The 22,658-nt window shown below is 77.5% G+C and carries 18 protein-coding genes and 1 pseudogene; 9 read left to right on the plus strand and 10 right to left on the minus strand.

Annotated elements, in window-relative coordinates; genetic code table 11:
• Window positions 1-2: 2 nt before the first annotated feature.
• A pseudogene (locus D5H78_RS20280) lies at window positions 3-604 on the minus strand (dihydrofolate reductase family protein).
• 145 nt (window positions 605-749) lie between these two features.
• Here D5H78_RS20280 and D5H78_RS10545 point away from each other — a divergent pair.
• Window positions 750-2,141: a PP2C family protein-serine/threonine phosphatase gene (locus D5H78_RS10545; protein ID WP_119950426.1), complete on the plus strand. Its 1,392-nt coding sequence runs from the start codon at window positions 750-752 to the stop codon at window positions 2,139-2,141.
• Between the two features lie 32 nt (window positions 2,142-2,173).
• Here D5H78_RS10545 and D5H78_RS10550 read toward each other — a convergent pair whose 3' ends face one another.
• The 3 genes from D5H78_RS10550 to D5H78_RS10560 are packed head-to-tail and all read right to left on the minus strand — an operon-like array spanning window position 2,174 to window position 5,452.
• On the minus strand, window positions 2,174-4,579 hold the full coding sequence (locus D5H78_RS10550) for an ATP-binding cassette domain-containing protein (protein WP_119950427.1): 2,406 nt from the start codon (window positions 4,577-4,579) through the stop codon (window positions 2,174-2,176).
• 22 nt (window positions 4,580-4,601) lie between these two features.
• Window positions 4,602-5,012: a VOC family protein gene (locus D5H78_RS10555; RefSeq protein WP_119950428.1), complete on the minus strand. Its 411-nt coding sequence runs from the start codon at window positions 5,010-5,012 to the stop codon at window positions 4,602-4,604.
• Window positions 5,013-5,017: 5 nt separating this feature from the next.
• Entirely contained in the window at window positions 5,018-5,452 is a 435-nt protein-coding gene (locus D5H78_RS10560; RefSeq protein ID WP_119950429.1) for a helix-turn-helix transcriptional regulator, read from the minus strand.
• Between the two features lie 185 nt (window positions 5,453-5,637).
• Here D5H78_RS10560 and helR point away from each other — a divergent pair, with 185 nt between their 5' ends.
• From helR to D5H78_RS10580, 4 genes are all read left to right on the plus strand, one after another.
• On the plus strand, window positions 5,638-7,782 hold the full coding sequence (gene helR / locus D5H78_RS10565; RefSeq protein WP_119950430.1) for an RNA polymerase recycling motor ATPase HelR: 2,145 nt from the start codon (window positions 5,638-5,640) through the stop codon (window positions 7,780-7,782).
• Window positions 7,783-8,002: 220 nt separating this feature from the next.
• Entirely contained in the window at window positions 8,003-8,731 is a 729-nt protein-coding gene (locus D5H78_RS10570) for a GAF and ANTAR domain-containing protein (protein WP_119950570.1), read from the plus strand.
• Window positions 8,732-8,790: 59 nt separating this feature from the next.
• Window positions 8,791-9,981 carry an FAD-binding domain-containing protein gene (locus D5H78_RS10575; protein WP_119950431.1) on the plus strand — a complete coding sequence of 397 codons (1,191 nt, stop codon included), beginning with the start codon at window positions 8,791-8,793 and terminating at the stop codon, window positions 9,979-9,981.
• 40 nt (window positions 9,982-10,021) lie between these two features.
• Complete coding sequence (locus tag D5H78_RS10580) at window positions 10,022-10,426, plus strand: SRPBCC family protein (RefSeq protein ID WP_119950432.1); 405 nt, start codon at window positions 10,022-10,024, stop codon at window positions 10,424-10,426.
• Window positions 10,427-10,436: 10 nt separating this feature from the next.
• On the opposite strand, the gene D5H78_RS10585 is transcribed toward D5H78_RS10580, so the two are convergent.
• Both D5H78_RS10585 and D5H78_RS10590 read right to left on the minus strand, forming a co-directional pair.
• Entirely contained in the window at window positions 10,437-10,922 is a 486-nt protein-coding gene (locus D5H78_RS10585; RefSeq protein ID WP_119950433.1) for a YdeI/OmpD-associated family protein, read from the minus strand.
• A gap of 71 nt (window positions 10,923-10,993) precedes the next feature.
• Window positions 10,994-12,772, minus strand: a complete 1,779-nt coding sequence (locus tag D5H78_RS10590) for a SpoIIE family protein phosphatase (protein ID WP_218566480.1) — start codon at window positions 12,770-12,772, stop codon at window positions 10,994-10,996.
• Window positions 12,773-12,894: 122 nt separating this feature from the next.
• On the opposite strand from D5H78_RS10590, the gene D5H78_RS10595 reads away from it, so the two are divergent.
• Both D5H78_RS10595 and D5H78_RS10600 read left to right on the plus strand, forming a co-directional pair.
• Window positions 12,895-14,511: a methyl-accepting chemotaxis protein gene (locus D5H78_RS10595; protein WP_218566481.1), complete on the plus strand. Its 1,617-nt coding sequence runs from the start codon at window positions 12,895-12,897 to the stop codon at window positions 14,509-14,511.
• A gap of 95 nt (window positions 14,512-14,606) precedes the next feature.
• Window positions 14,607-15,113, plus strand: coding sequence for an FBP domain-containing protein (locus D5H78_RS10600; RefSeq protein ID WP_119950435.1), 507 nt, complete (start codon window positions 14,607-14,609; stop codon window positions 15,111-15,113).
• A 14-nt stretch (window positions 15,114-15,127) separates the two neighbouring features.
• On the opposite strand, the gene idi is transcribed toward D5H78_RS10600, so the two are convergent.
• On the minus strand, window positions 15,128-15,670 hold the full coding sequence (gene idi / locus D5H78_RS10605; RefSeq protein WP_218566482.1) for an isopentenyl-diphosphate Delta-isomerase: 543 nt from the start codon (window positions 15,668-15,670) through the stop codon (window positions 15,128-15,130).
• 195 nt (window positions 15,671-15,865) lie between these two features.
• On the opposite strand from idi, the gene D5H78_RS10610 reads away from it, so the two are divergent.
• Window positions 15,866-16,834, plus strand: a complete 969-nt coding sequence (locus D5H78_RS10610) for a TIGR03557 family F420-dependent LLM class oxidoreductase (protein ID WP_119950573.1) — start codon at window positions 15,866-15,868, stop codon at window positions 16,832-16,834.
• Here D5H78_RS10610 and D5H78_RS10615 read toward each other — a convergent pair.
• Window positions 16,773-17,639, minus strand: a complete 867-nt coding sequence (locus D5H78_RS10615; protein WP_119950574.1) for an EamA family transporter — start codon at window positions 17,637-17,639, stop codon at window positions 16,773-16,775. The two genes, D5H78_RS10610 and D5H78_RS10615, sit on opposite strands and share 62 nt — an antisense overlap.
• A gap of 156 nt (window positions 17,640-17,795) precedes the next feature.
• Between D5H78_RS10615 and pdxR the strand changes: the two genes are divergently transcribed.
• Window positions 17,796-19,265 (plus strand): MocR-like pyridoxine biosynthesis transcription factor PdxR, encoded by a 1,470-nt coding sequence (gene pdxR, locus D5H78_RS10620; protein WP_119950436.1) that lies wholly within the window; start codon window positions 17,796-17,798, stop codon window positions 19,263-19,265.
• On the opposite strand, the gene D5H78_RS10625 is transcribed toward pdxR, so the two are convergent.
• Together D5H78_RS10625 and D5H78_RS10630 are read right to left on the minus strand one after the other, a co-directional pair.
• Complete coding sequence (locus tag D5H78_RS10625; protein WP_218566485.1) at window positions 19,225-21,600, minus strand: beta-xylosidase/alpha-l-arabinosidase; 2,376 nt, start codon at window positions 21,598-21,600, stop codon at window positions 19,225-19,227. The two genes, pdxR and D5H78_RS10625, sit on opposite strands and share 41 nt — an antisense overlap.
• Complete coding sequence (locus tag D5H78_RS10630; protein WP_119950437.1) at window positions 21,597-22,625, minus strand: LacI family DNA-binding transcriptional regulator; 1,029 nt, start codon at window positions 22,623-22,625, stop codon at window positions 21,597-21,599. The genes D5H78_RS10625 and D5H78_RS10630 overlap by 4 nt, the downstream gene beginning before the upstream one ends.
• Window positions 22,626-22,658 lie beyond the last annotated feature (33 nt).

Raw genomic sequence — 22,658 nt, forward strand, 5'->3', positions numbered from 1 at the left:
CCTCAGCCGAACGAGCCGGTCGTCACCTCGCCCGCGGGCTCGTACGTCGCGAGGTGCACGCCGCCGGCCGTCGTGCGGCTCTCGACGACGCGCAGGACCTGCGCGGTGCCGGGGCCGAAGAGGCGCTTGCCCGTGCCCAGCACCACCGGGTACGTCACGAGGTGCAGGACGTCGACGAGCCGGTGCTGGAGCAGGGTCTGCAGCAGCTCGCCGCTGCCGTGCACCTGCAGCTCGGGGCCGTCGCCCTCCTTGAGCCGGCGCACGGCGGCGGGCACGTCGCCCTCGAGCAGCACCGACCGGTCCCAGGTCAGCTCGGGGCGCCCGCGGGAGGCGACGTGCTTCGTGGCCCGGTTGAGCGGCCCCGCGCCCTGCTCCTCGGACGCCTGCGGCCAGAACGCGGCGAAGATGTCGTACGTCCGGCGCCCAGCAGCAGGTCGAAGGGGCGTCCCATGACGCGCTCCATCGCCTCGCCGACCTCGTCGTCCCAGAGCGGCGCGGACCAGCCCCCGTACGGGAAGCCGCCGCTGGGGTCCTCCTCGGGGCCGCCCGGCGCCTGCAGGACGCCGTCGAGGCTCAGGAACGTGGTCGCGAGCAGCCTGCGCATGGTGGGTCCTCCCGTCGCCGTACGGCCGCCGCCCGGCGGCCGTACGGGGGAGACCCGGGGCGGGGCGGCCAGTCATCGCGGGCGTTTCCCCGGTCCCCGCGCCGGGCAGCAGGCGCTCCGTCGACGAGGCGACCAGAGGGGTGCCGTGACCGGTCCGCAGGCGGGGCGCCCCGGCGCGCCAGGCGAGCTCGACCTGGGCGGGATGCCCGTGGAGGGAGCGCTGGCGCTGTTCCTGGGCCTGCTCGGGCGCACCCACCTCAGCGCGCCGGCGGAGGTCGCGGCCGCGGTGGCCGAGACGGTGCGCTCCGCCGGGGGCGACGGCGCGGTCGCGTACCTCGTCGACTACGAGCAGCGGCACCTGGTGCCCGTCCCGGCCCGCCCGGCGCGCGGCGTCTCGGTCCTCGGCTGGCCGGGCGAGGGGGAGCCGGCCGCCGACGAGCTGGGGCGCGGCGGGGACGACGAGGCCCTCGTGGCCGCCCGCCGGGCGGAGGCGCTGGCCCTCGAGGGCACCATGGCCGGGCGCTGCTGGGTGGCCTCGGAGATCCTGCAGGCCCCGGAGGTCCCCGGGCGGCAGCGGCTGTGGCTGCCGCTGCTCGACGGCACCGAGCGGGTCGGCGTCCTCACCCTGACGGTGCCCTCGACGGGACCGCTGCCGCACGGGGCGCTCGTCGTGTGGGAGCGGTTCGCCCACCTCGCCGCGCAGGTGCTGGTGAGCAAGTCGGCCTACGGCGACACGTTGGAGCGGGTGCGGCGCCTCCGCCGGATGGGCCTGGCCGGGGAGCTGCAGTGGGGGCTGCTGCCGCCGCTGACCTTCGCCACCCGCGGGCTCGTGGTCTCGGCGATGCTCGAGCCCTGCTACGAGGACGGCGGGGACTCCTTCGACTACGCCGTCAACGAGTCGTCGGCGCACTTCGCGATCATCGACGCGATGGGGCACGGCCTCGCCGCGAGCGGTGCGGCGGCGTTCGCGCTGGCCGCGTACCGGCGGGCCCGGCGCAGCGGCCTCGACCTGGCCGCGACCTGCGCCGCGGTGGACGACGACCTCGCCGGGGTCCTCGGCGGCGAGCGCTACGCGACGGCGGTCCTCGCCGAGCTCGACCTGGCGTCGGGGGAGCTGTCGTGGGTGTCCGCCGGGCACCCCGAGCCGCTGCTGCTGCGGGCGGGGCGGCTGGTGAAGTCGCTCGAGGCCCCGCCCTCCACCCCGCTCGGCCTCGCCCTCGGCACGGGTGCGGTCCAGGTGCGCCGCGAGCAGCTGGAGCCCGGGGACCGGGTCCTGCTCTACACCGACGGGCTGCCCGAGGCCCGCCAGCCCGACGGCGGGTTCTTCGGCCTCGAGCGGCTCGTGGACTTCGTCGAGCGCGCGGGGCAGGACGGCTACCCGGCCCCGGAGACGCTGCGCCGGCTCCGGCACGCGGTGCTGCAGCACCAGCACGGGGCGCTCCAGGACGACGCGTCGGCCCTGCTCGTGGAGTGGCGGCGCGACACCGAGCGCGCGCTCCTGCCGCAGACCGTCGACCTCGGCGGCGGCCGGACCTGAGGCCCGCCGCCGCCGGGAGCCCGACCGCGCGGTCAGGCGCCGACGTACGCGGCGAGGTGCTCCCCGGTGAGGGTGGAGCGGGCGGCGACGAGGTCCGCGGGCGTGCCCTCGAAGACGACCCGCCCGCCGTCGTGCCCGGCGCCGGGGCCCAGGTCGATGATCCAGTCCGCGTGGGCCATGACCGCCTGGTGGTGCTCGATGACGACCACCGACGTGCCGGAATCGACGAGGCGGTCCAGCAGGGAGAGCAGCTGCTCGACGTCGGCGAGGTGCAGGCCGGTGGTCGGCTCGTCGAGGACGTAGAGGCCGCCCTCCTCGCCCATGTGGATGGCCAGCTTGAGCCGCTGGCGCTCGCCGCCGGACAGCGTGGTGAGCGGCTGGCCGAGGGTGAGGTAGCCCAGCCCCACGTCGGCCATGCGCGCGAGCACCTTGTGGGCCGCCGGGGTGCGCGCCTCGCCGGCGCCGAAGAACTCCTCGGCCTCGCGCACCGTCATGCCGAGCACCTCGCTGATGTCGCGCCCGCCGAGGCGGTGCTCGAGCACCGAGGCCTGGAACCGCCGGCCCTCGCACTCCTCGCAGGTCGTGGCGACGCCCGCCATCATCGCGAGGTCGGTGTAGACCACGCCGGCGCCGTTGCACGTCGGGCAGGCGCCGGCGCTGTTCGGGCTGAACAGGGCCGGCTTGACCCCGTTGGCCTTGGCGAACGCCTTGCGCACCGGCTCGAGCAGCCCCGTGTAGGTCGCCGGGTTGCTGCGCCGCGAGCCGCGGATCGCACCCTGGTCGACCGTCACGACGCCGTCGCGCCCGGACACCGACCCGTGGACGAGCGAGCTCTTGCCCGACCCCGCTACGCCCGTGACGACGACGAGCACCCCGAGCGGGACGTCGACGTCGACGTCCCGCAGGTTGTGCGTGCTCGCGCCGCGCACCTGCAGCGCGCCGGTGGGCGTGCGGACCGCGGGCTTGAGGGCCGCCCGGTCGTCGAGGTGCCGCCCCGTCAGGGTGCCGCTCGCGCGCAGCCCCTCGACGGTGCCCTCGTAGCAGACGGTCCCGCCCGCGGTGCCCGCCCCGGGGCCGAGGTCGACGACGTGGTCGGCGACGACGATGGTCTCCGGCTTGTGCTCCACGACGAGCACCGTGTTGCCCTTGTCGCGCAGCCGCAGCAGCAGGTCGTTCATGCGGGCGATGTCGTGCGGGTGCAGGCCCACGGTCGGCTCGTCGAAGACGTACGTGACGTCGGTCAGCGCCGAGCCGAGGTGCCGCACCATCTTGGTGCGCTGCGCCTCGCCTCCGGACAGCGTGCCGGTCGAGCGGTCGAGCGAGAGGTAGCCGAGCCCGATCTCGACGAACGAGTCGAGCGCGTCCCCCAGCGCCGCGAGCAGCGGCGCGACCGACGGCTCGTCCAGGTCGCGCACCCAGGCCGCGAGGTCGCTGATCTGCATCGCGCAGGCGTCGGCGATGCTCGTGCCGCGGATGGTGGAGGACCGGGCCAGCGCGCTGAGCCGCGTGCCCCCGCAGTCCGGGCACGCGCCGAACGCCACCGCGCGCTCGACGAAGCGCCGCACGTGCGGCTGCAGCGCGTCGACGTCCTTGGACAGGATCGACTTCTGGATCCGCGGGATCAGGCCCTCGTACGTGAGGTTGATGCCCTCGACCTTGATCTTGACCGGCTCGCTGTGCAGGAGGGTGCGGAGCTCCCCGTCGGTGAACTCGCCGAGGGGCTTGTCCATGGGCAGGCCGGCGCCGCTGAAGAGGCGGCCGTACCAGCCGTCCATGCTGTAGCCGGGGACCGTGAGGGCGCCCTCGGAGAGCGACTTGGAGGCGTCGTACAGGGCGGTCAGGTCGATGTCGGACACGCGCCCCATGCCCTCGCAGCGGGGGCACATCCCCCCGGTGATGGTGAACTCCCGGCGCTCCTTGACCTTCTCCCCGCCCCGCTCGAGAGTGACGGCGCCGGCCCCGCTGATCGAGGCGACGTTGAAGGAGAACGCCTGCGGCGAGCCGATGTGCGGCTCGCCGAGGCGGCTGAAGAGGATCCGCAGCATCGCGTTGGCGTCGGTGGCGGTGCCGACGGTGGAGCGCGGGTTGGCGCCCATCCGCTCCTGGTCGACGATGATCGCGGTGGTGAGCCCGTCGAGGAGGTCGACGTCGGGCCGGGCCAGCGTCGGCATGAACCCCTGGACGAACGTGCTGTACGTCTCGTTGATGAGCCGCTGGGACTCCGCCGCGACGGTGCCGAACACCAGCGAGCTCTTCCCCGAGCCCGACACCCCCGTGAACACCGTGAGCCTGCGCTTGGGGATCTCGACGCTGACGTCCTTGAGGTTGTTCTCCCGCGCGCCGTGCACCCGGATCAGGTCGTGGCTGTCCGCGGCGCGGGGTGCCGCGGGGCGCCCGGCAGTCGTGGTCGCGCTCGTCGTCGTGGTCGGGGTCGCCATCGTGCCTCCGTGGGGGCGTCCGTCAGCGCAGCTCCTGGATGCGGACCATCGTGCCCGCAGGGTCGCGCACCGCGCAGTCCCGCACACCGTACGGCTGCTCGGTCGGCTCCTGGACGACCTCGGCGTCACGGGCCTGCAGCCGCTCGAACGTGCCGTCGAGGTCCTTCGTCGCGAGCAGCAGCGAGGCGTACGTGCCCTTCGCCATCATCTCGGCGATCGTGCGCGCCTCGTCCTCGGTGACGCCCGGGTCGGCGCCCAGCGGGTAGAGGACGATCGACGTACCGGGCTGGTCGGCCGGCCCGACGGTCAGCCAGCGCATCCCGGCGTAGCCGACGTCGTTGCGGACCTCGAAGCCGAGCAGGTCGCGGTAGAAGGCCAGGGAGGCCTCGGGGTCCTGGTGCGGGAGGAAGCTGGCGTGGATGGTGACGTCCATGCCCGTCACGCTAGGCGCGCCACCGCACCCCGTGCTTCTCGATTCCTGACCGGCCGCGTGACCTGCCGGGCCAGGCACGGGGGCATGCCCGCGGTGTCGTCCGCGGACATCCGCCGGTAGGTGCTGGGCGGCACCCCGACGAGCTCGGTGAAGCGCGTGCTGAAGGTCCCGAGCGAGGAGCACCCGACGGCGAAGCAGACCTCGGTGACGCCGAGGTCGCCGCGGCGCAGCAGCGCCATGGCCCGCTCGATGCGGCGGGTCATGAGGTACGCGTAGGGCGACTCGCCGTAGGCCAGCCGGAACTCGCGGCTCAGGTGCCCGGCAGACATGTGCACGGACCGGGCGAGGGCCGGCACGTCGAGGGGCTGCGCGTAGTCGCGGTCGATGCGGTCGCGGACCCGGCGCAGCCGGGCGAGGTGGGCGGCACGCTCGGGCGTCATCAGGGCGCACTCCTCCCGCCGTCCTCAACGTATAGCGCACCGGGGGGCTTGCGGCAAGGCCCCGGGGCGGGTGCACGATCACCGGCCGAGGCCCGGTGACCGCGCCGGGCCCGCCCGCAGGAAAGCGTGTGCCTGAGGAGGCGGCCGTCGCGCCGCCCCGCACGCCACGGAGGGGGAGCCGAGGAGTGGGACCGCAGAGCCGGAGCGCGTTCGACCTGCCCGACCACCTGTCCGCCAAGGCGGACCCGTCGCTCGTCGCCGGGGACGAGCGGCACCTCGCCGCCGTCGCCGCGGCCCTCGCGGAGTCCGTCGCCGCCCTCGTCCGGCGCCTGGCCGCCGAGCGCCGCGCTCCGGCGCGGGCGGGCCAGGCGGCGCTGGACCGCGACCTCGAGGTGCACCGGCTCGCCGCGCGCCTGCGGCTGCTGCGCGGCGCGGGCGCCGACCTCTGCCTGGGCCGGATGGTGCGGGCCGAGGACCCCGAGCCCGTGTACGTCGGGCGGCTCGGGCTGGCGGACGCCGAAGGGCGGCGGCTGCTCGTCGACTGGCGCTCACCCGCCGCCGAGCCGTTCTTCGGCGCGACCCACGCCGACCCCATGGGCCTGCTCAGCCGGCGCCGGTACCGCTGGACCCGCGGCCGGGTCAGCGACTACTGGGACGAGGTGTTCACCGAGGACGGGCTCGAGGGGCACGCCGCCCTCGACGACCAGTCCGCGTTCGTCGCGAGCCTCGGCAGCAGCCGGTCCTCGCGGATGCGCGACGTGCTCGCGACGATCCAGGCCGACCAGGACGCGGTCGTCCGCGCGGGGTCGCGGGGGGCGCTCGTCGTCGACGGCGGCCCGGGGACCGGCAAGACCGTCGTCGCGCTGCACCGCACGGCGTACCTGCTCCACGCCGACCCGCGCCTCGGCCGGCGCCGCGGCGGCGTGCTGTTCGTCGGCCCGCACCAGCCGTACCTGGCCTACGTCGCGGACGTCCTGCCGAGCCTCGGGGAGGACGGCGTGCAGACCTGCACGCTGCGCGACCTGGTGCCCGAGGGCGCGTGCGCCGCGCCGGAGGCGGACCCCGCCGTCGCCCGCCTCAAGGCGTCCGGACGGCTGCTCGACGCCGTCGAGGAGGCCGTGCGGTTCTACGAGGAGCCACCCGACGGGGGCCTCGAGGTGAGCACGCCGTGGGGGGACCTGCGGGTGGGGCGCCGCGACTGGGCGGCGGCGTTCTCGGCCCCGGCGCCGGGGACGCCGCACCACGAGGCGCGCGGCCAGGTGGTCGAGGAGCTGCTGGACCTCCTCGTCGACCGGGCGGGCGAGGACGTGCCGCAGGAGCAGCTCCGCCGGTATCTGCGGCGCGACCGGGGGCTCATGACGGCGCTGGCGCGGGGATGGCCGCTGCTCGACGCGGCCGACCTGGTGGGGGACCTCTGGACCGTCCCCGCCTTCCTGCGCCGGTGCGCCCCGTGGCTGGGGGCGGACGACGTGCGGGCGCTGCAGCGGCGGGACCCGCACGCGTGGACGACCGCCGACCTGCCGTTCCTCGACGCGGCCCGCCGGCGGCTCGGGGACCGCGACGCGGGGCGGCGGGAGCGGCAGCACGCCGCGGCGGTCGCCGCGCAGCGCGAGCGGATGGCCGAGGTCGTCGACGACCTCGTGGCGGCGGACGACGACGGCGAGGGCCTCGTCACGAGCCTGCGCCAGCAGGACCTGCGCGACGCCCTCGTCGACGACGCGGGGCTCCCCGTCGCGGACCCGGACCTGCTCGCCGGGCCGTTCGCGCACGTCGTCGTCGACGAGGCCCAGGAGCTGACCGACGCGGAGTGGCGGATGGTGCTGGCGCGCTGCCCGTCCCGCAGCCTCACCGTCGTCGGGGACCGGGCCCAGGCCCGGCGCGGCTTCGACGGGACGTGGCCCGAGCGGCTCGCGCGGGTCGGGCTCGACCGCGTGCGGGTCGCGTCGTTGACGGTCGGCTACCGGACGCCGCGGGAGGTGATGGCGCAGGCCGAGCCCGTCATCCGCGCGGTCCTGCCGGACGCCAACGTGCCCCGGTCGGTGCGAAGCACGGGCGTCCCCGTCCTGCACGGGCGCACCGCGGACCTGCCCGCGGTCCTCGAGGGCTGGCTCGCCGAGGACGCCGAGGGGGTCGCGTGCGTCGTCGGCGCCCCGAGCCCCGTCGCGTCGCCGCGGGTCCGCTCGCTGGACCCGGCGCTGGTCAAGGGGCTCGAGTTCGACCTCGTCGTCCTCGTCGGCCCGGAGCGCTTCGGCGACGGGGCGGTCGGGGCGGTGGACCGCTACGTGGCGATGACGCGGGCGACGCAGCGGCTGGTGGTGCTGACGGGCTGACGTGCGGGAGGCGCGCGGGGGCCCCGCGGGGGCGTACGCTGACAGGCCTGTGGCCGCGTCCCTGCGGCAGCCATGGGGGCCCTCGGGCCCCCTCAGCTCCTGGTTGAGCGATCAGCCTCTCGCAGCACGGCTCCCCGTGGCACGACGGGGTCCGTGGTCCCGCGTCGAGAGGCCGCCCACGGCGCGCCCGCTCGACGCCTACCAGGGAGGCGTGAGCACGATGGCCGAGCACGACGGACCCGACGCGCAGCAGCAGCTGCTCGACCCCCAGACCGCCTTCCACGAGCTGTCGCAGATCCTCCTCGGCAGCCCGCTCGGGGAGGTGCTGGAGCGCGTCGCGAGCCTGGCGAAGCGCACCGTCCCCGGGGCCGACGAGGTCTCCGTGACGCTCCTCGACGGGGAGCAGGCCCGCAGCGTCGCCTTCACCGGCGACCTCGCGGTGCACCTCGACGAGCGGCAGTACGAGAAGGGCTTCGGCCCCTGCATGGACGCGGCCCTCAGCGGCGACACGGTCGACATCCCCGACACCGCGCACGAGGAGACGTACCCGGACTTCGCCCGGCAGGCGGCCCGGGCGGGCGTGACGAACACCTTGTCGGTCGGCCTGCCCATCCCGCAGCGCACCGTCGGCGCGCTCAACATCTACGGCATGCACGGCCGCGCGTTCGACGACGACTCCCAGGCGCTCGCCCTCACCTTCGCGTCGTACGCCGCGGTCGCCCTCGCCAACGCCGCGCTCTACACCAGCACCACCGAGCTCGCGCGGCAGATGGAGGCGGCCATGGCCTCGCGCGCCGTCATCGAGCAGGCCAAGGGCATGGTCATGGCCCGGCGCGACTGCTCCGCCGACGAGGCGTTCGCCCTGCTCGCCCGAGCGTCGCAGGCCGCCAACCGCAAGCTGCGCGACATCGCGCAGGAGGTCGTCGCGCAGCGGGCGCAGGGCCTGTAGGCGCCGTACCGCGCCGGCTCCGGCGTGCCCCCGGCGCCGCGCCGGGGGAGCATCGGGGCGTGACGCTGCTCCCCCGCGTGCCGGCCGACCGCGACGGCGTCGTCGGATGGGTCCGCGCGCACCTGGGCCACCTGGCCTGCGACGAGGTCCGCGCCTCGCCCGTGCGCGGCGGGCAGGCCGCCGCCGACGCGGCGCTCGCCGCGCTCGACGTCACCGGGTACGCCCGGCGCCGCAGCACGGTGCTCCCCGCCGAGCGCCGCGGCGCGACCCGCCTCTCGCCGTACGTCCGGCACGGCCTGCTCACCCTCCCGGTGGTGTGGCGGGCGGTCGCCGGGGCGCCGGGGGAGGACCGGCGCAAGTTCCGCGACGAGCTGCTGTGGCAGGAGTACGCCCGGCACCTGTACGCGCGGCTCGGGCGGGCGACCCTCGAGCCGCTGCGCGCCGGTCCGCCGGTCGGGACCGGCCCGTGGGAGGGCGACCCCTGGCCCACCGAGATGGCGTGCATGGACGCGACGACCACCGAGCTGCACGACGAGGGCTGGCTGGTGAACCAGACCCGCATGTGGCTGAGCTCGCAGTGGTCGGTGCGCGCCGGGCGGGACTGGCGGGACGGCGCGCTGGAGATGTACCGGCACCTGCTCGACGGCTCGCCGGCCGCCAACCGCCTCGGGTGGCAGTGGACGGTGGGCACGGGCAGCGGCAAGGCGTACGGCTTCAGCAGGTGGCAGGTCGAGAAGCGCGCGCCGGGCCTGTGCCGGCGCTGCCCGCTGCAGGACCGCTGCCCGGTGCAGGACTGGCCGACCGCCCAGGCCGGGCCGCGGGTGCAGCCGCCGGCGGGGCTGGCGGGCGGCCCGACCGACGCGGGGCCGACCTCGCCGCAGGTGACCGGCGAGCCGGAGGCGGTCTGGCTGACCGCCGAGTCGCTCGGCGCGCAGGACCCGGCGCTCGCCGCGAACCCGGGCCTGCCGGCGGTCTTCGTGTTCGACGGGCCGCTGCTCGCCCGGCTGCGGCTGTCGGGCAAGCGGCTCGTCTTCCTCGCCGAGGCGCTGGCCGAGCTCGACGCGGAGGTCCACCTCGGGGACCCCGTCGAGGTGCTGCGCGGGCGGCCGCTGGCCGCCACGTGGACGTACGTACCGGGATGGAAGCGCCGCGCGGCGCAGCTCGACCTCGTGGCGCTGCACCCGTGGCCGTGGCTGCGGCGGCCGGGCAGCGGGTCGCTCCGCTCGTACAGCGCCTGGGTGCGGCGCTAGCGCCGTGGCCCACCCGCGCCGGCGGGTCTACCGTCGGGCCGTGGAGACGTCCCCGAGCCGGCACCTGAGCGTCGTGGTCGCGGCGCCCGCGCACGTCGCCTACGCGTACGCGGCCGACCCGGAGCGCCTGCCGGAGTGGGCGGCCGGCCTCGCTGCGGGGGTGGAGCAGGTCGACGGCGCCTGGTACGCGGACTCGCCCATGGGCCGGGTCCGCGTCGACCTCGCGCCGGCGAACGACCTCGGCGTGCTCGACCACGTCGTCACGATGCCGGACGGCGAGCGGGTGCTGAACCCGGTGCGGGTGCTCCCGTGGGGGGAGGGCTGCGAGGTCGTCTTCACCGTCCGGCGCCGCGCGGGCGTGGACGACGCGGAGTTCGAGGCGGACTGCGCCGCCGTCGCGGCCGACCTCGAGGCGCTGCGCGACCGCCTCGAGCGGCGGGACTGAGCCGCCCCCGTCAGCGGAGCTCGCGCACCAGGGCCTCGATGCGCCTGGCCCGGGTCGCGCCCGTCGCCGCCGACTCGACGGGCACGAGCAGCCGCCGCTGCCGGGCCGCCGGCAGCGCGGCGAGCGCCGCCCCGGCGCCGGCGGCGGCGAGGGCCTCCCGGACGTCCTCCGGGACGGGGACGACGTCGGGGTCGACGGGGCGCAGCCGGCAGCGCACGAGGTCGCCCGGCCGCGCCTCCAGGCGCCGCAGCAGGGGCCGGCCGACGTAGAAGAAGGCCCCGGGCAGCACGTCGGCCCGGGCGATGCCGACGTTGACCGGCTGCGCCTCGACGTGGCCCTCCAGCCGGTGGGTGCCCTCGCGGCGCGCCGCCTCCACGAGGTCCCCCGGCAGCCGCACCACCGTGTACACGCTGCGGCCCCACGCGAGCGGCGCGAGCACGGCGTCGAACCCCGCCCACCCGCCGCCGGTGCCCGGGACGGCGTCGCCCTGCCCCATGCGCGACATCGTGGCAGCGGGCGGGCCGTGCCACACCTCGGCGCCACGGGCGCATGATCGCGGCGGGTGGGTCAGGGCTCGGGGTGGGCGCGCAGGGCGACGAGGGCGACGTCGTCCTCGGCGTCGGGGGCGAGCCGCGTGACCAGGCGCCGGCAGAGGTCCGGCAGGGGCAGGCCCGCCAGGGAGGAGGCCAGGGCGCTGGCGCGGGCGAGGCCGGTGTCGAGGAGCTCGCCGCGGCGCTCCACGAGCCCGTCGGTGTAGAGGACGACGGTGTCGCCCGGGTGCAGCTCGACCTCGTGGTCGGCCCGCGCGGTCTGCGGGAGCAGGCCGAGCAGGAGGTCGGCGGGCCGCTCCAGCACCTCCGCGCTGCCGTCGGCGCGCAGCAGCAGCGGCGGGGGGTGGCCCGCGTTGGACCAGCGCAGGGTGCGGCGGCCCGTGCCGCGCAGGGCGGGCGCCTGCTCGACGCGGGCGAGCACCGCGGTGGCGAGGGTGCGCACCCCGAGGTCGGCGACGGCGCGGTCCAGCGCCGACAGGACGTGCGCGGGCGTGCCGTCCACCGCGTGCGCGACCCCCCGCAGCATCCCGCGCAGCTGCCCCATCACGGCCGCGGCGTCCTGGTCGTGGCCGGTGACGTCCCCGATGACGAGGGTGGTGGCGCCCCCGGGGGCGACGAAGGCGTCGTACCAGTCGCCGCCCACGTGCGCGGCCTGCGCCGCCGCCTGGTACCGCACGTCGATCTCGAGGTGGTCGACCTGCGGCGGGCGGGTGAGCAGCGAGCGCTGCAGCGACTCCGCGAGCGACCGGGTGGCGCGCGCCTGCTCGCGCTCGGCCTCGAGCCGGCCCACCCGGTCCACGGCCTGGGCGCACTGCGCGGCCAGCGCCTCCAGCAGCGCGGTCTCGCCCTCGCCGAAGGCGTGCGGCTGGTCCCAGCCCACCGCGAGGGCGCCGTGCGCGCGCCCGCCCGCCCGCAGCGGGAGCAGGGCCCACGCGCGTCCGCCGGGGGGCAGGCCCGCCCCGTCGTCGGCCGGTGCGTCCGGCACGAGGATGCGCTGCCCGGCGGCCGCGGCCGCGAGCGCCGGGGGCGTGCCGGCGCAGGCGTCCGCGGGTGCGACGCGCAGGCCGCCGTCCTCGTGCAGGGCGACCGCGAGGCGGTCCGCGCCCACCGCGAGCCGGCCGTGGTGCAGGAGCCGGCCCACCAGGTCCCCGGTCGTCTCCGCCGCCGCCAGCGCGGCGGCGGTCGCCGCCAGGCCGGCCAGGTCGCGGGCCGCCCGGCGCGCGCTCTCGGTCGTGGCGCTCAGGGCGGCGTTCGCCGCCTCGAGCTCGCGCGTGCGGCTCCACAGGTCCGCCTCGACCTGCTCGGCCCGCTCCCGCCAGCGCTGTCCGCGCGCGGCCTCGAGCCGCGCCGCGTCGCGGTCCCGGACGTACTCCGTGATGTCGTCGGAGCGGTGCAGGAGCAGCACCACCCGGCCCGCGTCGTCGTGGACCGGGACGTTGCGGGGGCTCCACCACCGCTCGACGAACGTCCCGTCGGCCATCGGGATGTCGTACTTCTGCAGGGGCATCGTCTCCGGCCGGCCCGTGTCGCGGACCCGCGCGAGCGACGCGGAGAGGTTGCGCAGCCCGTCCGCCGCCGGGTCGTCGGGGTTCATGGGGAAGACGTCGAAGAGGTTGCGCCCCACGGTCGCCTCGAGCGTGGTGGCGGTCGCCTCGAGCCGGGCCTTGTTCGCGTGGACGATCGTGAAGTCGGGCGTCAGCAGCAGGAACGGCGCGGGGGCCTCGTCGAAGACGCGCGCGAAGTCGGGCTCGGGCAGCGGTCGCCCCTCCGCCCGCCCCCCTGCTGCGCCGCCCACCCGTGCTCCCTCCGACGGCCCCGATCCTGCCGCGTGCGGTACCGCTCAGGTACGCGGGGTGCCCTGCCGAGGGGTTGGTCATGCGGGCGGTGCCGGCCCGCCCACCGCCACCAGGAGGACCCGTGCCCGACGCCCCGACCGCCAGCAGCCCGCGCCACGGCGGGCCGGCCCGCTGGTGGTCCGACCGCTCCGTGGGCGCCAAGGTGCTCGCGGTCCTGGCCGTCGTCGTGCTCACCGCCGTGGGCGTGGGCGCCGTCGCGGTGGCCCGCATCGGCGAGGTGCGCGACACCGCGCAGGCGATCTACGCGCGCAACGTCGTCGCCCTCGACCGGGTCAACAACACCCAGCGCGACTTCCAGGCGATGCGCGGGCGCTGGGTCATGTACGGCGCCCTCACCCCCGCCGAGCGCCCCGCCCTGCTCGAGGAGCTGGCCGAGAAGACGGCGGCCTACGAGGCGGACGTCGCCGCGTACCGGCCGGTGGCGGCCTCGCCGGAGCGGCTCGACGCGTTCGTCGCCGGCGTGACGGGGCTGCAGGCGGCCTTCGAGCAGGAGCTGCGGCCCACCCTCGACGCCGGCGGCGCGTTCAAGCCCTCGTACGACGAGCACATGAAGGAGCAGCTGTCGGCGACCCTCGACGCGCTGCAGAGCGCCATCGACGCCGAGACCGCGGCCGCGCAGGCCGCGGCGGAGGCGTCCGGGGACACCGCGGGCTCCGCCGTGCGCACCGTCGTCGTGCTCCTCGTGCTCGGCATCGCCCTCGCCGTGGGGCTCGGCCTGCTCGTGGCCCGCACGATCAGCCGCGGCCTGCAGCGCGTCGTGGCCGCCGCCACCGCCCTCGCGGACGGCGACCTCACCGCGCGGTCCGGCGTGGCGGGCGCGGACGAGGTCGGCCGCACCGGCGCGGCCGTCGACGCCGCCCTCGGCAGCCTGCGCGGCATGCTCGGCACCATCGACGGCGCCGCCACGTCGCTCGCCGCCGCGTCCGAGGAGATCGCCAGCACCTCGGGCTCCATCGCCCGCTCCGCGCAGGACGCGGCCCAGCAGGCGCAGGTCGTCGCCGACGCCGCCTCGCAGGTGTCGGGGAACGTGGCGACCGTCGCGACGGGCTCGACCGAGATGGGCGCGAGCATCCGCGAGATCGCGCACAACGCCAACGAGGCCGCCCGCGTCGCCGCCCAGGCGGTCACCGTCGCGGGCGACGCCACCGGCACGGTCGAGAAGCTGGGCGCCTCGTCCACCGAGATCTCGGCCGTCGTCAAGGTCATCACGTCGATCGCGGAGCAGACGAACCTGCTCGCGCTCAACGCCACGATCGAGGCCGCGCGCGCCGGCGAGGCCGGCAAGGGCTTCGCCGTCGTCGCCAACGAGGTCAAGGAGCTCGCCCAGGAGACGGCGCGCGCCACCGAGGACATCGCCCGGCGGGTCGGCTCGATCCAGGAGGACAGCACGGGGGCCGTCGCGGCCATCGAGCAGATCAGCGCCGTCATCTCGCAGATCAACGACTTCTCGCTGACCATCGCGTCCGCCGTCGAGGAGCAGACGGCGACGACCACCGAGATGAGCCGCAACGTCGAGCAGGCCTCGCTCGGCGCCGCCGACATCGCCGGCACCATCGGTGGCGTCGCCACGGCCGCGGCGGTCACCACCGAGGGCGTGGCGCAGTCCGAGCAGGCCGTCGGCGAGCTCGCCCGCATGTCCAACGACCTGCAGGCGCTCGTGGGGCGCTTCCGCTACTGAGCACGCGGAAACGGTTCGCGAGGGCACGCGTCCCTCGCCTAGCCTCCCCGGGTCGCGCGGTCACCGGGACCGCGCCCGGCCCCGGGGAGGCTGCCGTGCAGGCGCTGACCGCCGACGAGGTGCGCGCCTCGTTCGCCAACTGTTCGCGGACGCGGGCCCGCCGCCTCGCCGTCCCGGCGGGGGTCGAGGGGGCGTACCGGGCGGACGCGGTGCTCATCGGCTGGCGGGACCAGCGCGCGCCGCGGGAGGCGTACCTCCTCGCCGAGCACGAGGGGCGCCCGGTCGGGGTGCTGCTGCGCGCGACGGGCAGCGGCCCGCGGCGCGGCTCGGGGCTCTGCGACCTGTGCCACGCCGCGCGGCCCGCGGGCGAGGTGGTGCTCCTGGTGGCGCGCCGCGCCGGCCCGGCGGGGCGGCGCGACGACACGGTCGGGCTCTACGCGTGCGCCGACCTCACGTGCGACCTCGCGGCCCGCGGGCTGACGCAGCCCGTGCTGCCGCAGCCGGAGCGGCCGGGCCCCGCGCGGGTCGAGGGGCTGCGCCGGCGCCTCGCGGCGTTCCTCGAGCGGGTGCTCGGCGACGGCGCCCTGCGCGCGACGGGCTGACGGGGCCGCCCGGCTCAGCGGGCGCGGATCTGCTCCAGCTGCATCCGCATCCACGGGCTCCACACCGCCGGGTCGCGCTCGACCTCGGCGACGAGCTCGTCCATGGCCATCCAGCGCAGCTCCGCGACCTCGTCCTGCGCGGGCCGCGGGTCGCCGAGCAGGCGGGCCGAGAAGACCGGGCACACCTCGTTCTCCACGGTCCCGTCGGCCATGACCGCGCGGTAGCGGAAGTCCGGCAGGAGGGCGCGCACGCCCCCGACCCGGGTGCCGAGCTCCTGCGGCGCCCGGCGCTCCACGGCCGCGGCCGGCTCCTCACCGGGGGCGGGGTGCCCGCAGAAGGAGTTGGTGAGGACGCCCGGCCAGGTGCGCTTGGACCAGGCGCGGCGCGAGACGAGGGTGCGCCCCTCGTCGTCGAAGAGCCAGCACGAGAAGGCGAGGTGCAGCGGGGTCTGCGCGTGGTGCACCTCGGCCTTGGGCGCCGTGCCGCACGGGCGGCCCCGGTCGTCGAGGAGCTGCACCAGCTCCACGGCGTCGGCGGTGGTGGTGTCGGGGGCCACAGGCTGCTCCAGGCGTCGGGCGGGCGTCGTCGTCCTGCGGGATCGTCGCACGGCGCGCGCCCCGCGGGGCGGCCGCGCCCGGGACCGTGCGGGCGCCCCGCCGCGGCCCGGGCCCGCCGGCGCGGGTTTCGGGCCCGGGGCCCCCGGGGAGCCAGGCGGGTGGACCCCGCACCCCCGCCAGGAGGCACGCGCATGATCGAGGTCGGCTACAAGCTCGCCACCGAGGCCCTGACGCCGGCGGAGGTGGTGGAGCAGACCGTCCTCGCCGAGCGCGCCGGCTTCGACTTCGTCGAGCTCAGCGACCACTACCACCCCTGGCTGGAGTCGCAGGGCCACAGCGGCTTCACCTGGACCATGCTCGGCGCGATGGCCGCGCGCACCGAGCGCATCGGCCTGGCGACCGGCGTCACCTGCCCGATCATCCGGTACCACCCCGCGATCATCGCGCAGGCCGCCGCCACGACGGCCCTGCTCTCCGACGGGCGGTTCACGCTCGGCATCGGCGCGGGGGAGCGGCTCAACGAGCACGTCGTGGGCACGGGCTGGCCGGCGGTGCGCACCCGGCACAAGATGCTCCGCGAGGCGCTGGAGATCATCCGGCTGCTCTGGCAGGGCGGCTACCAGTCGTACGACGGCGAGTTCCTCCAGCTCGAGGACGCACGGGTCTTCGACCTGCCCGAGCAGCTGCCCGTCATCGCCGTCGCGAGCGGCGGGCCGATGGCCTCGCGCCTGGCCGCGGAGCTCGGCGACGGCCTCTTCGCCACCGAGCCGCGCAGCGACCTCGTCGAGGCCTACACGGGGGCCGGCGGCTCCGGCCCGCGCTACGCGGAGGTGCCGTTGGCCTGGGCGCCGGACGTCGAGTCGGCGGCGGAGGCCGCGCACGAGACGAGCCGCTGGGCGCTCAGCGGCTGGAAGGTCATGAGCGAGCTGCCCAACCCCGTCAACTTCGACGCGGCGTCGAGCACCGTGACCCTCGAGGACGTCAAGGGCCAGTTCTCCTGCGGCCCGGACATGGACCAGCACGTGGCCAAGGCGCAGGGGTACGTCGACGCGGGCTTCGACCACATCGTCCTGCAGAACGCCGGCCCCGACCCCCGCGGCTTCATCGAGGCGGCCGGCGACGGGCTCGTCGACCGGGTGCGCGCCCTGGCCCCGTCGGCCTGAGGCCCGCCGCGAGGCCGGCCGCGACGAGGGCCGTGCCGAGCCAGACGAGCGGGCGCGGGGCCGGGCCGCCGAGCGCGGTGCCGGCAGCCGCGGCCACGACCGGTGCGACCCCGGTGAGCAGGCCGGCGCGCCCGGCCCCGAGGCGGGCCACGCAGCCGTACCAGAGCACGAACGCCAGGGCCGTGACGGCCACGGCGAGGTAGGCGAGGGCCGCGGCCTCGCGCGGCGCGATGCGCAGCGCGGCGCCGGGCCCCTCGAGGGCGGCGCCGAGCAGGGCGAGGGCGGCGGCGGCGAGCCACGTCGCGTGGACCGACACCCCCCACGGGCCGTGCCGGCGCAGCACCGGCAGCGCGAGCAGGGTGAACCCCGCCTCGCACCCCAGCACGACGAGCGCCCACGACAGCCCGGTCGCGTCGCTGCGCCCGGCCCCCTGCACGAGCGCGGCACCGGCGGTGACCGCCGCCGCGGCCGCGAGGACCCGCGCCGCGGGCCGGCGCCCCTCGAGCACGGGGCCCGCCGCGGCGAGCAGGAGGGGCACGCAGGCCACGGCCACCCCGAGCACCGCGGGCTCGGCGTGCTCCGCGCCGCGCACCAGCGCGACGTTGAAGAGCACCAGCCCCGAGCCCGCGACCCCCGCCAGCCAGGCCCACTCCCGCCCGGCCGGGCGGTGCAAGGGCCGGCCGGCGGCGCGGGCCAGGACGACGAGCAGCAGGCAGGCCGCCGCGTAGCGCAGGGCCTGCGCGGTGAGCAGCGGCGCGCCGGCCAGCTCGGCCGACGCGGCGACGCTGCCGCCCACGCAGGCCATGGCGAGCGAGCCGGCGAGCACGGCGCCGGTGGTGCGGACGGGGGCGGGGGCGGGGGCGGCCGTCGCCGGGGCTGGTGCGGTCTCGGTCACGGCTGCGATGCTCGCCCGCGGGTGGTCCTGCGGACAGGGCCAGCGGCGTGCGAGCGGGGTGGACCAGTGGCGGGCACCGACTTCCTGCACCTCGACCCGTCGGCGGCCCCGCCCGGCGGGCTCACCGCGTGGCTGTGCGACGCCGTGCGCGCGGCGGTCCAGGACGGGCGGCTCACCGCGGGGGACCACCTGCCGCCGACCCGGGCGCTCGCCGGCGAGCTGGGCGTCTCGCGCGGGGTCGTCGTGGAGGCCTACCGGCGGCTCGCCGACGAGGGGCTGGTGCTCGCCCGGCGCCGCACCGGAACCGTCGTCGCCGCCCTGCCGACCGGCGCCCGCCCGCTCCCGGCACCGCCGGCGGCGCGCCCCGCGCACGTGCCCCGCCCGGCCCTGCCGGTGCCCGCCGCGCTGCTGCCGCCGGACGTCGAGCTCGACCTGAGCCCGGGCGTGCCCGACCTGTCCGCCTTCCCCCGCGCCGCCTGGCTGCGGGCCGAGCGCGAGGTGCTGGCGGGCGCGGGGTCGCACGACCTCGGGTACGGCGACCCGCAGGGCAGCGCCCCGCTCCGGCGCGAGGTCGTCGGGTGGCTGGCCCGGCACCGGGGCGTGCGGGCCGACCCCGACGACGTGCTCGTCGTCGCGGGCGTCGCGCAGGCCATCGCCCTGGTGTGCCAGGTGCTGCGGGCCCGCGGCGCCCGCGCCATGGCCGTCGAGGACCCCGGCTCGCGCGGGGCCCGCGAGGAGGTGGCGCACTGGGGCCTGGACCCCGTCCCCGTGGCGGTCGACGCCGACGGGGTGGACGTCGCGGCGCTGGCCGCCTCGGGGGCGCGCGCCGCGCTGCTCACACCGGCGCACCAGTTCCCGACCGGGGTGCTGCTGGCGCCGCAGCGGCGGCGCGACCTGCTCGCCTGGGCGGCCGGCGGCGGGCTGGTGCTCGAGGACGACTACGACGCCGAGCACCGGTACGACCGCCCGCCGGTGCCGGCGCTGCAGCCCTCGGCGCCGGACCGCGTGGCGCACTGCGGCAGCACGTCGAAGACGCTCGCGCCGGGGATGCGGCTCGGCTGGCTCGTGCCGCCCCGGCACCTGCTCCCCGACCTCGTCGCCGCCCGGCACGCCAGCGACCTCGGCAGCCCCGCGCTCGCCCAGCTCGTGCTGGCCCGGCTGCTGGCGTCCGGGGCGTACGAGCGCCACCTGCGCCTGGTCCGCGGCCGCCAGCGCGCCCGGCGCGACGCCGTGGTCGCCGCCGCGCGCGAGCACCTCCCGGCGACGCGCGTCGAGGGCGTCGCCGCCGGGCTGCACGTGCTCCTGCTGCTGCCCGAGGGCGTGGACGACGTGGACGCCACGGACCGTGCCCGGCAGGAGGGCGTGCTCGTGCAACCGCTGTCCTGGCACCGGGTGCGACCCGGGCCGCCCGGTCTGGTGCTGGGCTACGCCGCCCAGCCGCCGGACCGGCTCCGCGAGGCGGTGCGCCGCCTCGCCCGCGCCCTGCCCGCAGCGGTCAGCCGCGGGGGAGGGCCTGCACCCGCACCGGCGTCGTGAGCACTCGGTCGTGCCCCACGTGGCGCAGCGGGCCCACGAGTTCGACGGTGCCCTCGAGGCGCACGTCCTCGCTCGACGCGCCGACCAGCACCCGCAGGGCCCCGGGCTCGACCCGGCGGCGCAGGTCGGGACCGGTGAACGAGGTGCGGTCCGCGTGGACCTCGAGCTCGACGCGCACGGCCTCGCCCGGGTCGAGCTCGACGCGGGCGAAGCCGACGAGCTCGCGCAGCGGGCGCGCGACCGAGGCCACGGGGTCGGACAGGTAGAGCTGCACGACCTCGGCGCCCCGCCGGCCGCCGGTGTTCCGGACCGTGCACGCGACCTGGAAAGCGCCGTCCGTGGAGGCCGTCCGGTCGACCTCGAGGTCCTCGTAGGCGAACGACGTGTAGGACAGGCCGTGGCCGAACGGGAAGAGCGGCGTCGGGTCGCTGGCGCTGACGTCGGTGCGCCCACCGTACACCGGGTGCAGGTAGGTGCCCGGCTGGCCGCCGGGGGTGCGGGGCACCTGCACGGGCAGGCGGCCGGACGGGTTCACCCGGCCCGAGAGCACGCCCGCGACGGCCGGCGCGCCCTCCTCGCCGGGGAAGAACGCCTGGACGACCGCGGCGAGGCGGTCCGCGTAGGCGCCGAGGGCGTAGGGGCGGCCGGTCAGCAGCACGAGCACCACGGGCCGCCCGGTCGCGAGCAGGGCGTCCAGCAGCTCGCCCTGCACGCCCGGCAGCGCGAGGTCGTCCGCGTCGCAGCCCTCGCCGGAGGTGCCGCGCCCGAAGAGCCCCGCCCGGTCGCCGAGCACCGCGAGCACCACGTCGCTGCCCTGCGCGGCCTCGACGGCGGCGGCGATGCCGGAGCGGTCGTCGCCGGCGTGCCCGCAGCCCGCCGCGTGCTCGACCCGCGCGCCCGGCAGCTCCGCGCGCACCGCCTCGAGCAGGGTCGGGACGTCGACCCCGAGCGGCACGTCGGGGTGCTGGACGCCGACGTGGTTCGGGAAGGCGTAGCAGCCCAGCAGCGAGTAGACGTCGTCGGCGCAGGGGCCCACGACCGCGACGCGCCCCGGCGCGTCCAGCGGCAGGACGCCGGCGCGGTCCTCCAGCAGCACGACCGAGCGCTCGGCCAGCGTGCGCGCGATCGCGCGCACCTGCGGCGGGTCGAGGTCGACCGGGGCGTCGCGCACCACCGCGGGCGCCTCGGGCGACCAGCCCTCGTCGAGCAGTCCCAGCTCCACCTTCTGGCGCAGCACCCGGGCGACCGCGCGGTCGACGAGGTGCTCGGGGACCTCGCCGCTGCGGACCCGCTCGGCGAGCGGGGCGCCGTACCCGCGCACCGTCGGCAGCTCGACGTCGACGCCGGCGGCCAGCGCGAGCGCGGCCGCCTCGCCGGTCGAGCCGGCGACGCCGTGCATCGACTCCAGGAAGCTCACCCCGAAGTAGTCGGCGACGACCGTGCCGGCGAAGCCCCACTGCTCGCGCAGCAGGCCGGTCAGCAGCCGCGGGTCGGCGTGGGGCGGGACGCCGTCGACGTCGGCGTACGACGCCATGACCGAGCGGGCGCCGCCCTCGCGCAGCGCCGCCTCGAACGGCGGCAGCACCACGTCGGCGTACTCGCGCGGGCCCATGGAGACCGGCGCGTGGTTGCGCCCGGCGCGCGAGGCGGCGTACCCGGCGAAGTGCTTGAGCGTCGCGACGATGCCGGCGGACTCCAGGCCCCGGACGTACGCGGAGCCCACCGCGGCGACGAGGTGCGGGTCCTCGGCGACGGTCTCCTCGCAGCGGCCCCAGCGGTAGTCGCGGACGACGTCGAGCACCGGCGAGAGGCCCTGGTGGACGCCGAGGTCGCGCATCTGGGCGCCGATGGCGGCGGCCATGCGCTCCACGGTCGCCGGGTCGAAGGCCGCGCCCCACGCGAGGGCGGTGGGGAAGACGGTCGCCTGCCAGGCGGTGAGGCCGGTGAGGCACTCCTCGTGCGACACCGCGGGGATGCCGAGGCGGGTGCGCTCCACGAGGTCGCGCTGGGTCTGGGCCAGGGTCCGGGCGGCCGTGAGCGGCTCCACCGGCGCCGTGCCGAAGACCCGGGTGAGCTGGCCGAGCCCGTGGCGGGTCAGCTCGTCCCACGGCGGCAGCGGCTCGGAGAACTCGTGCTGGTTCGGCGCGACCTCCTCGCCCTCGCCGATGCCCACCCACACGCCCCAGAGCTGCGCGAGCTTCTCCTCGAGCGTCATGGCGGCGAGGAGGGCGGCGACCCGCTCGTCGACGGGGCGCGCGGGGTCGCGCCACACGGCGCGCTCCGCCTCGCTGGGGGCGCCCTGGCCCTCGAGGGGGCGGCGGTCGGCGACGGTCACGGTGTCTCCTGGGTTCTGCGGGGAGCGGCGGTCGAGGACCGCACGACGAGGGACGTGGCGAGCTCGACGCGCCGGCTGTCCAGCTCGCGGCGCTCGACGAGCGCGCGGAGCATCTGGGCGGCCGTGCGGCCCATCTCGGCCAGGGGCTGGCGGACGGTGGTGAGCGGCGGCGCGGACCAGCGCGCCACCGGGAGGTCGTCGAAGCCGACGACGCTGAGGTCGCGCGGCACCGACAGGCCGAGCGAGCGGGCGGCCTCGAGCACCCCGAGCGCCTGCTCGTCGCTGCCCGCGAAGATCCCCGTCGGGGGGTCGGGCAGGGCGAGCAGCTCCAGGGCCCGCGCGTGCCCGCCCTCGTGGTGGAAGTCGCCGTGGCGCACCAGCGCCGGGTCGACGGGCAGGCCCGCGCGCTCCAGCGCCGCGCGGTAGCCGTCGACCCGCGCCCGGCTGCACCAGTGCGCCTGCGGCCCCCCGATGACGGCGACCCGCCGGTGCCCCAGCCCGACGAGGTGCTCCGTGGCGGCGAGCCCGCCGGCCCAGTTCGTGGCGCCGACGCTCGGCAGCCCGGGGTCGGGCAGGTCCACCGGGTCGATGACGACGAGCGGCAGCCCGGCGCGCTGGACGGCGCGGCGGTCCTCGGGGCCCAGCTGCGAGGTGACCGCGATGGCCCCGCTGCGCCCCCGGGCGAGCAGCGAGCGCGCCCAGCGCCCGGGGTCGGGGGCGCCGGCGACCGAGGACACGACGACGTCGAGGTCGCTGTCGGTGACCCCGCGCAGGACCTCGACCGCCCAGGGGCTGTCCAGGGCGGTGAAGACGAGGTCGACGAGCGGGCGCGCGGCGGGGCGGCGCCCGCCGACGGGGACGTACGCGAGGTCGTCGAGCGCCCGCTGCACCCGGGCGCGGGTCGCGGGCGCGACGTCGTCCTTGCCGTTGAGCACCTTGGAGACGGTGGGCAGGGACACCCCGGCGGCCGCGGCGACGCGCGCCAGCGTCGGGCGCCGGGCGGGCGCCGCGGGCGTCGTCGTCATCGGTGCCTCCTCCCGCGCCGGCCGGGGTGGTGG

The organism is Vallicoccus soli, from assembly GCF_003594885.1.
Lineage (GTDB): Bacteria > Actinomycetota > Actinomycetes > Motilibacterales > Motilibacteraceae > Vallicoccus > Vallicoccus soli.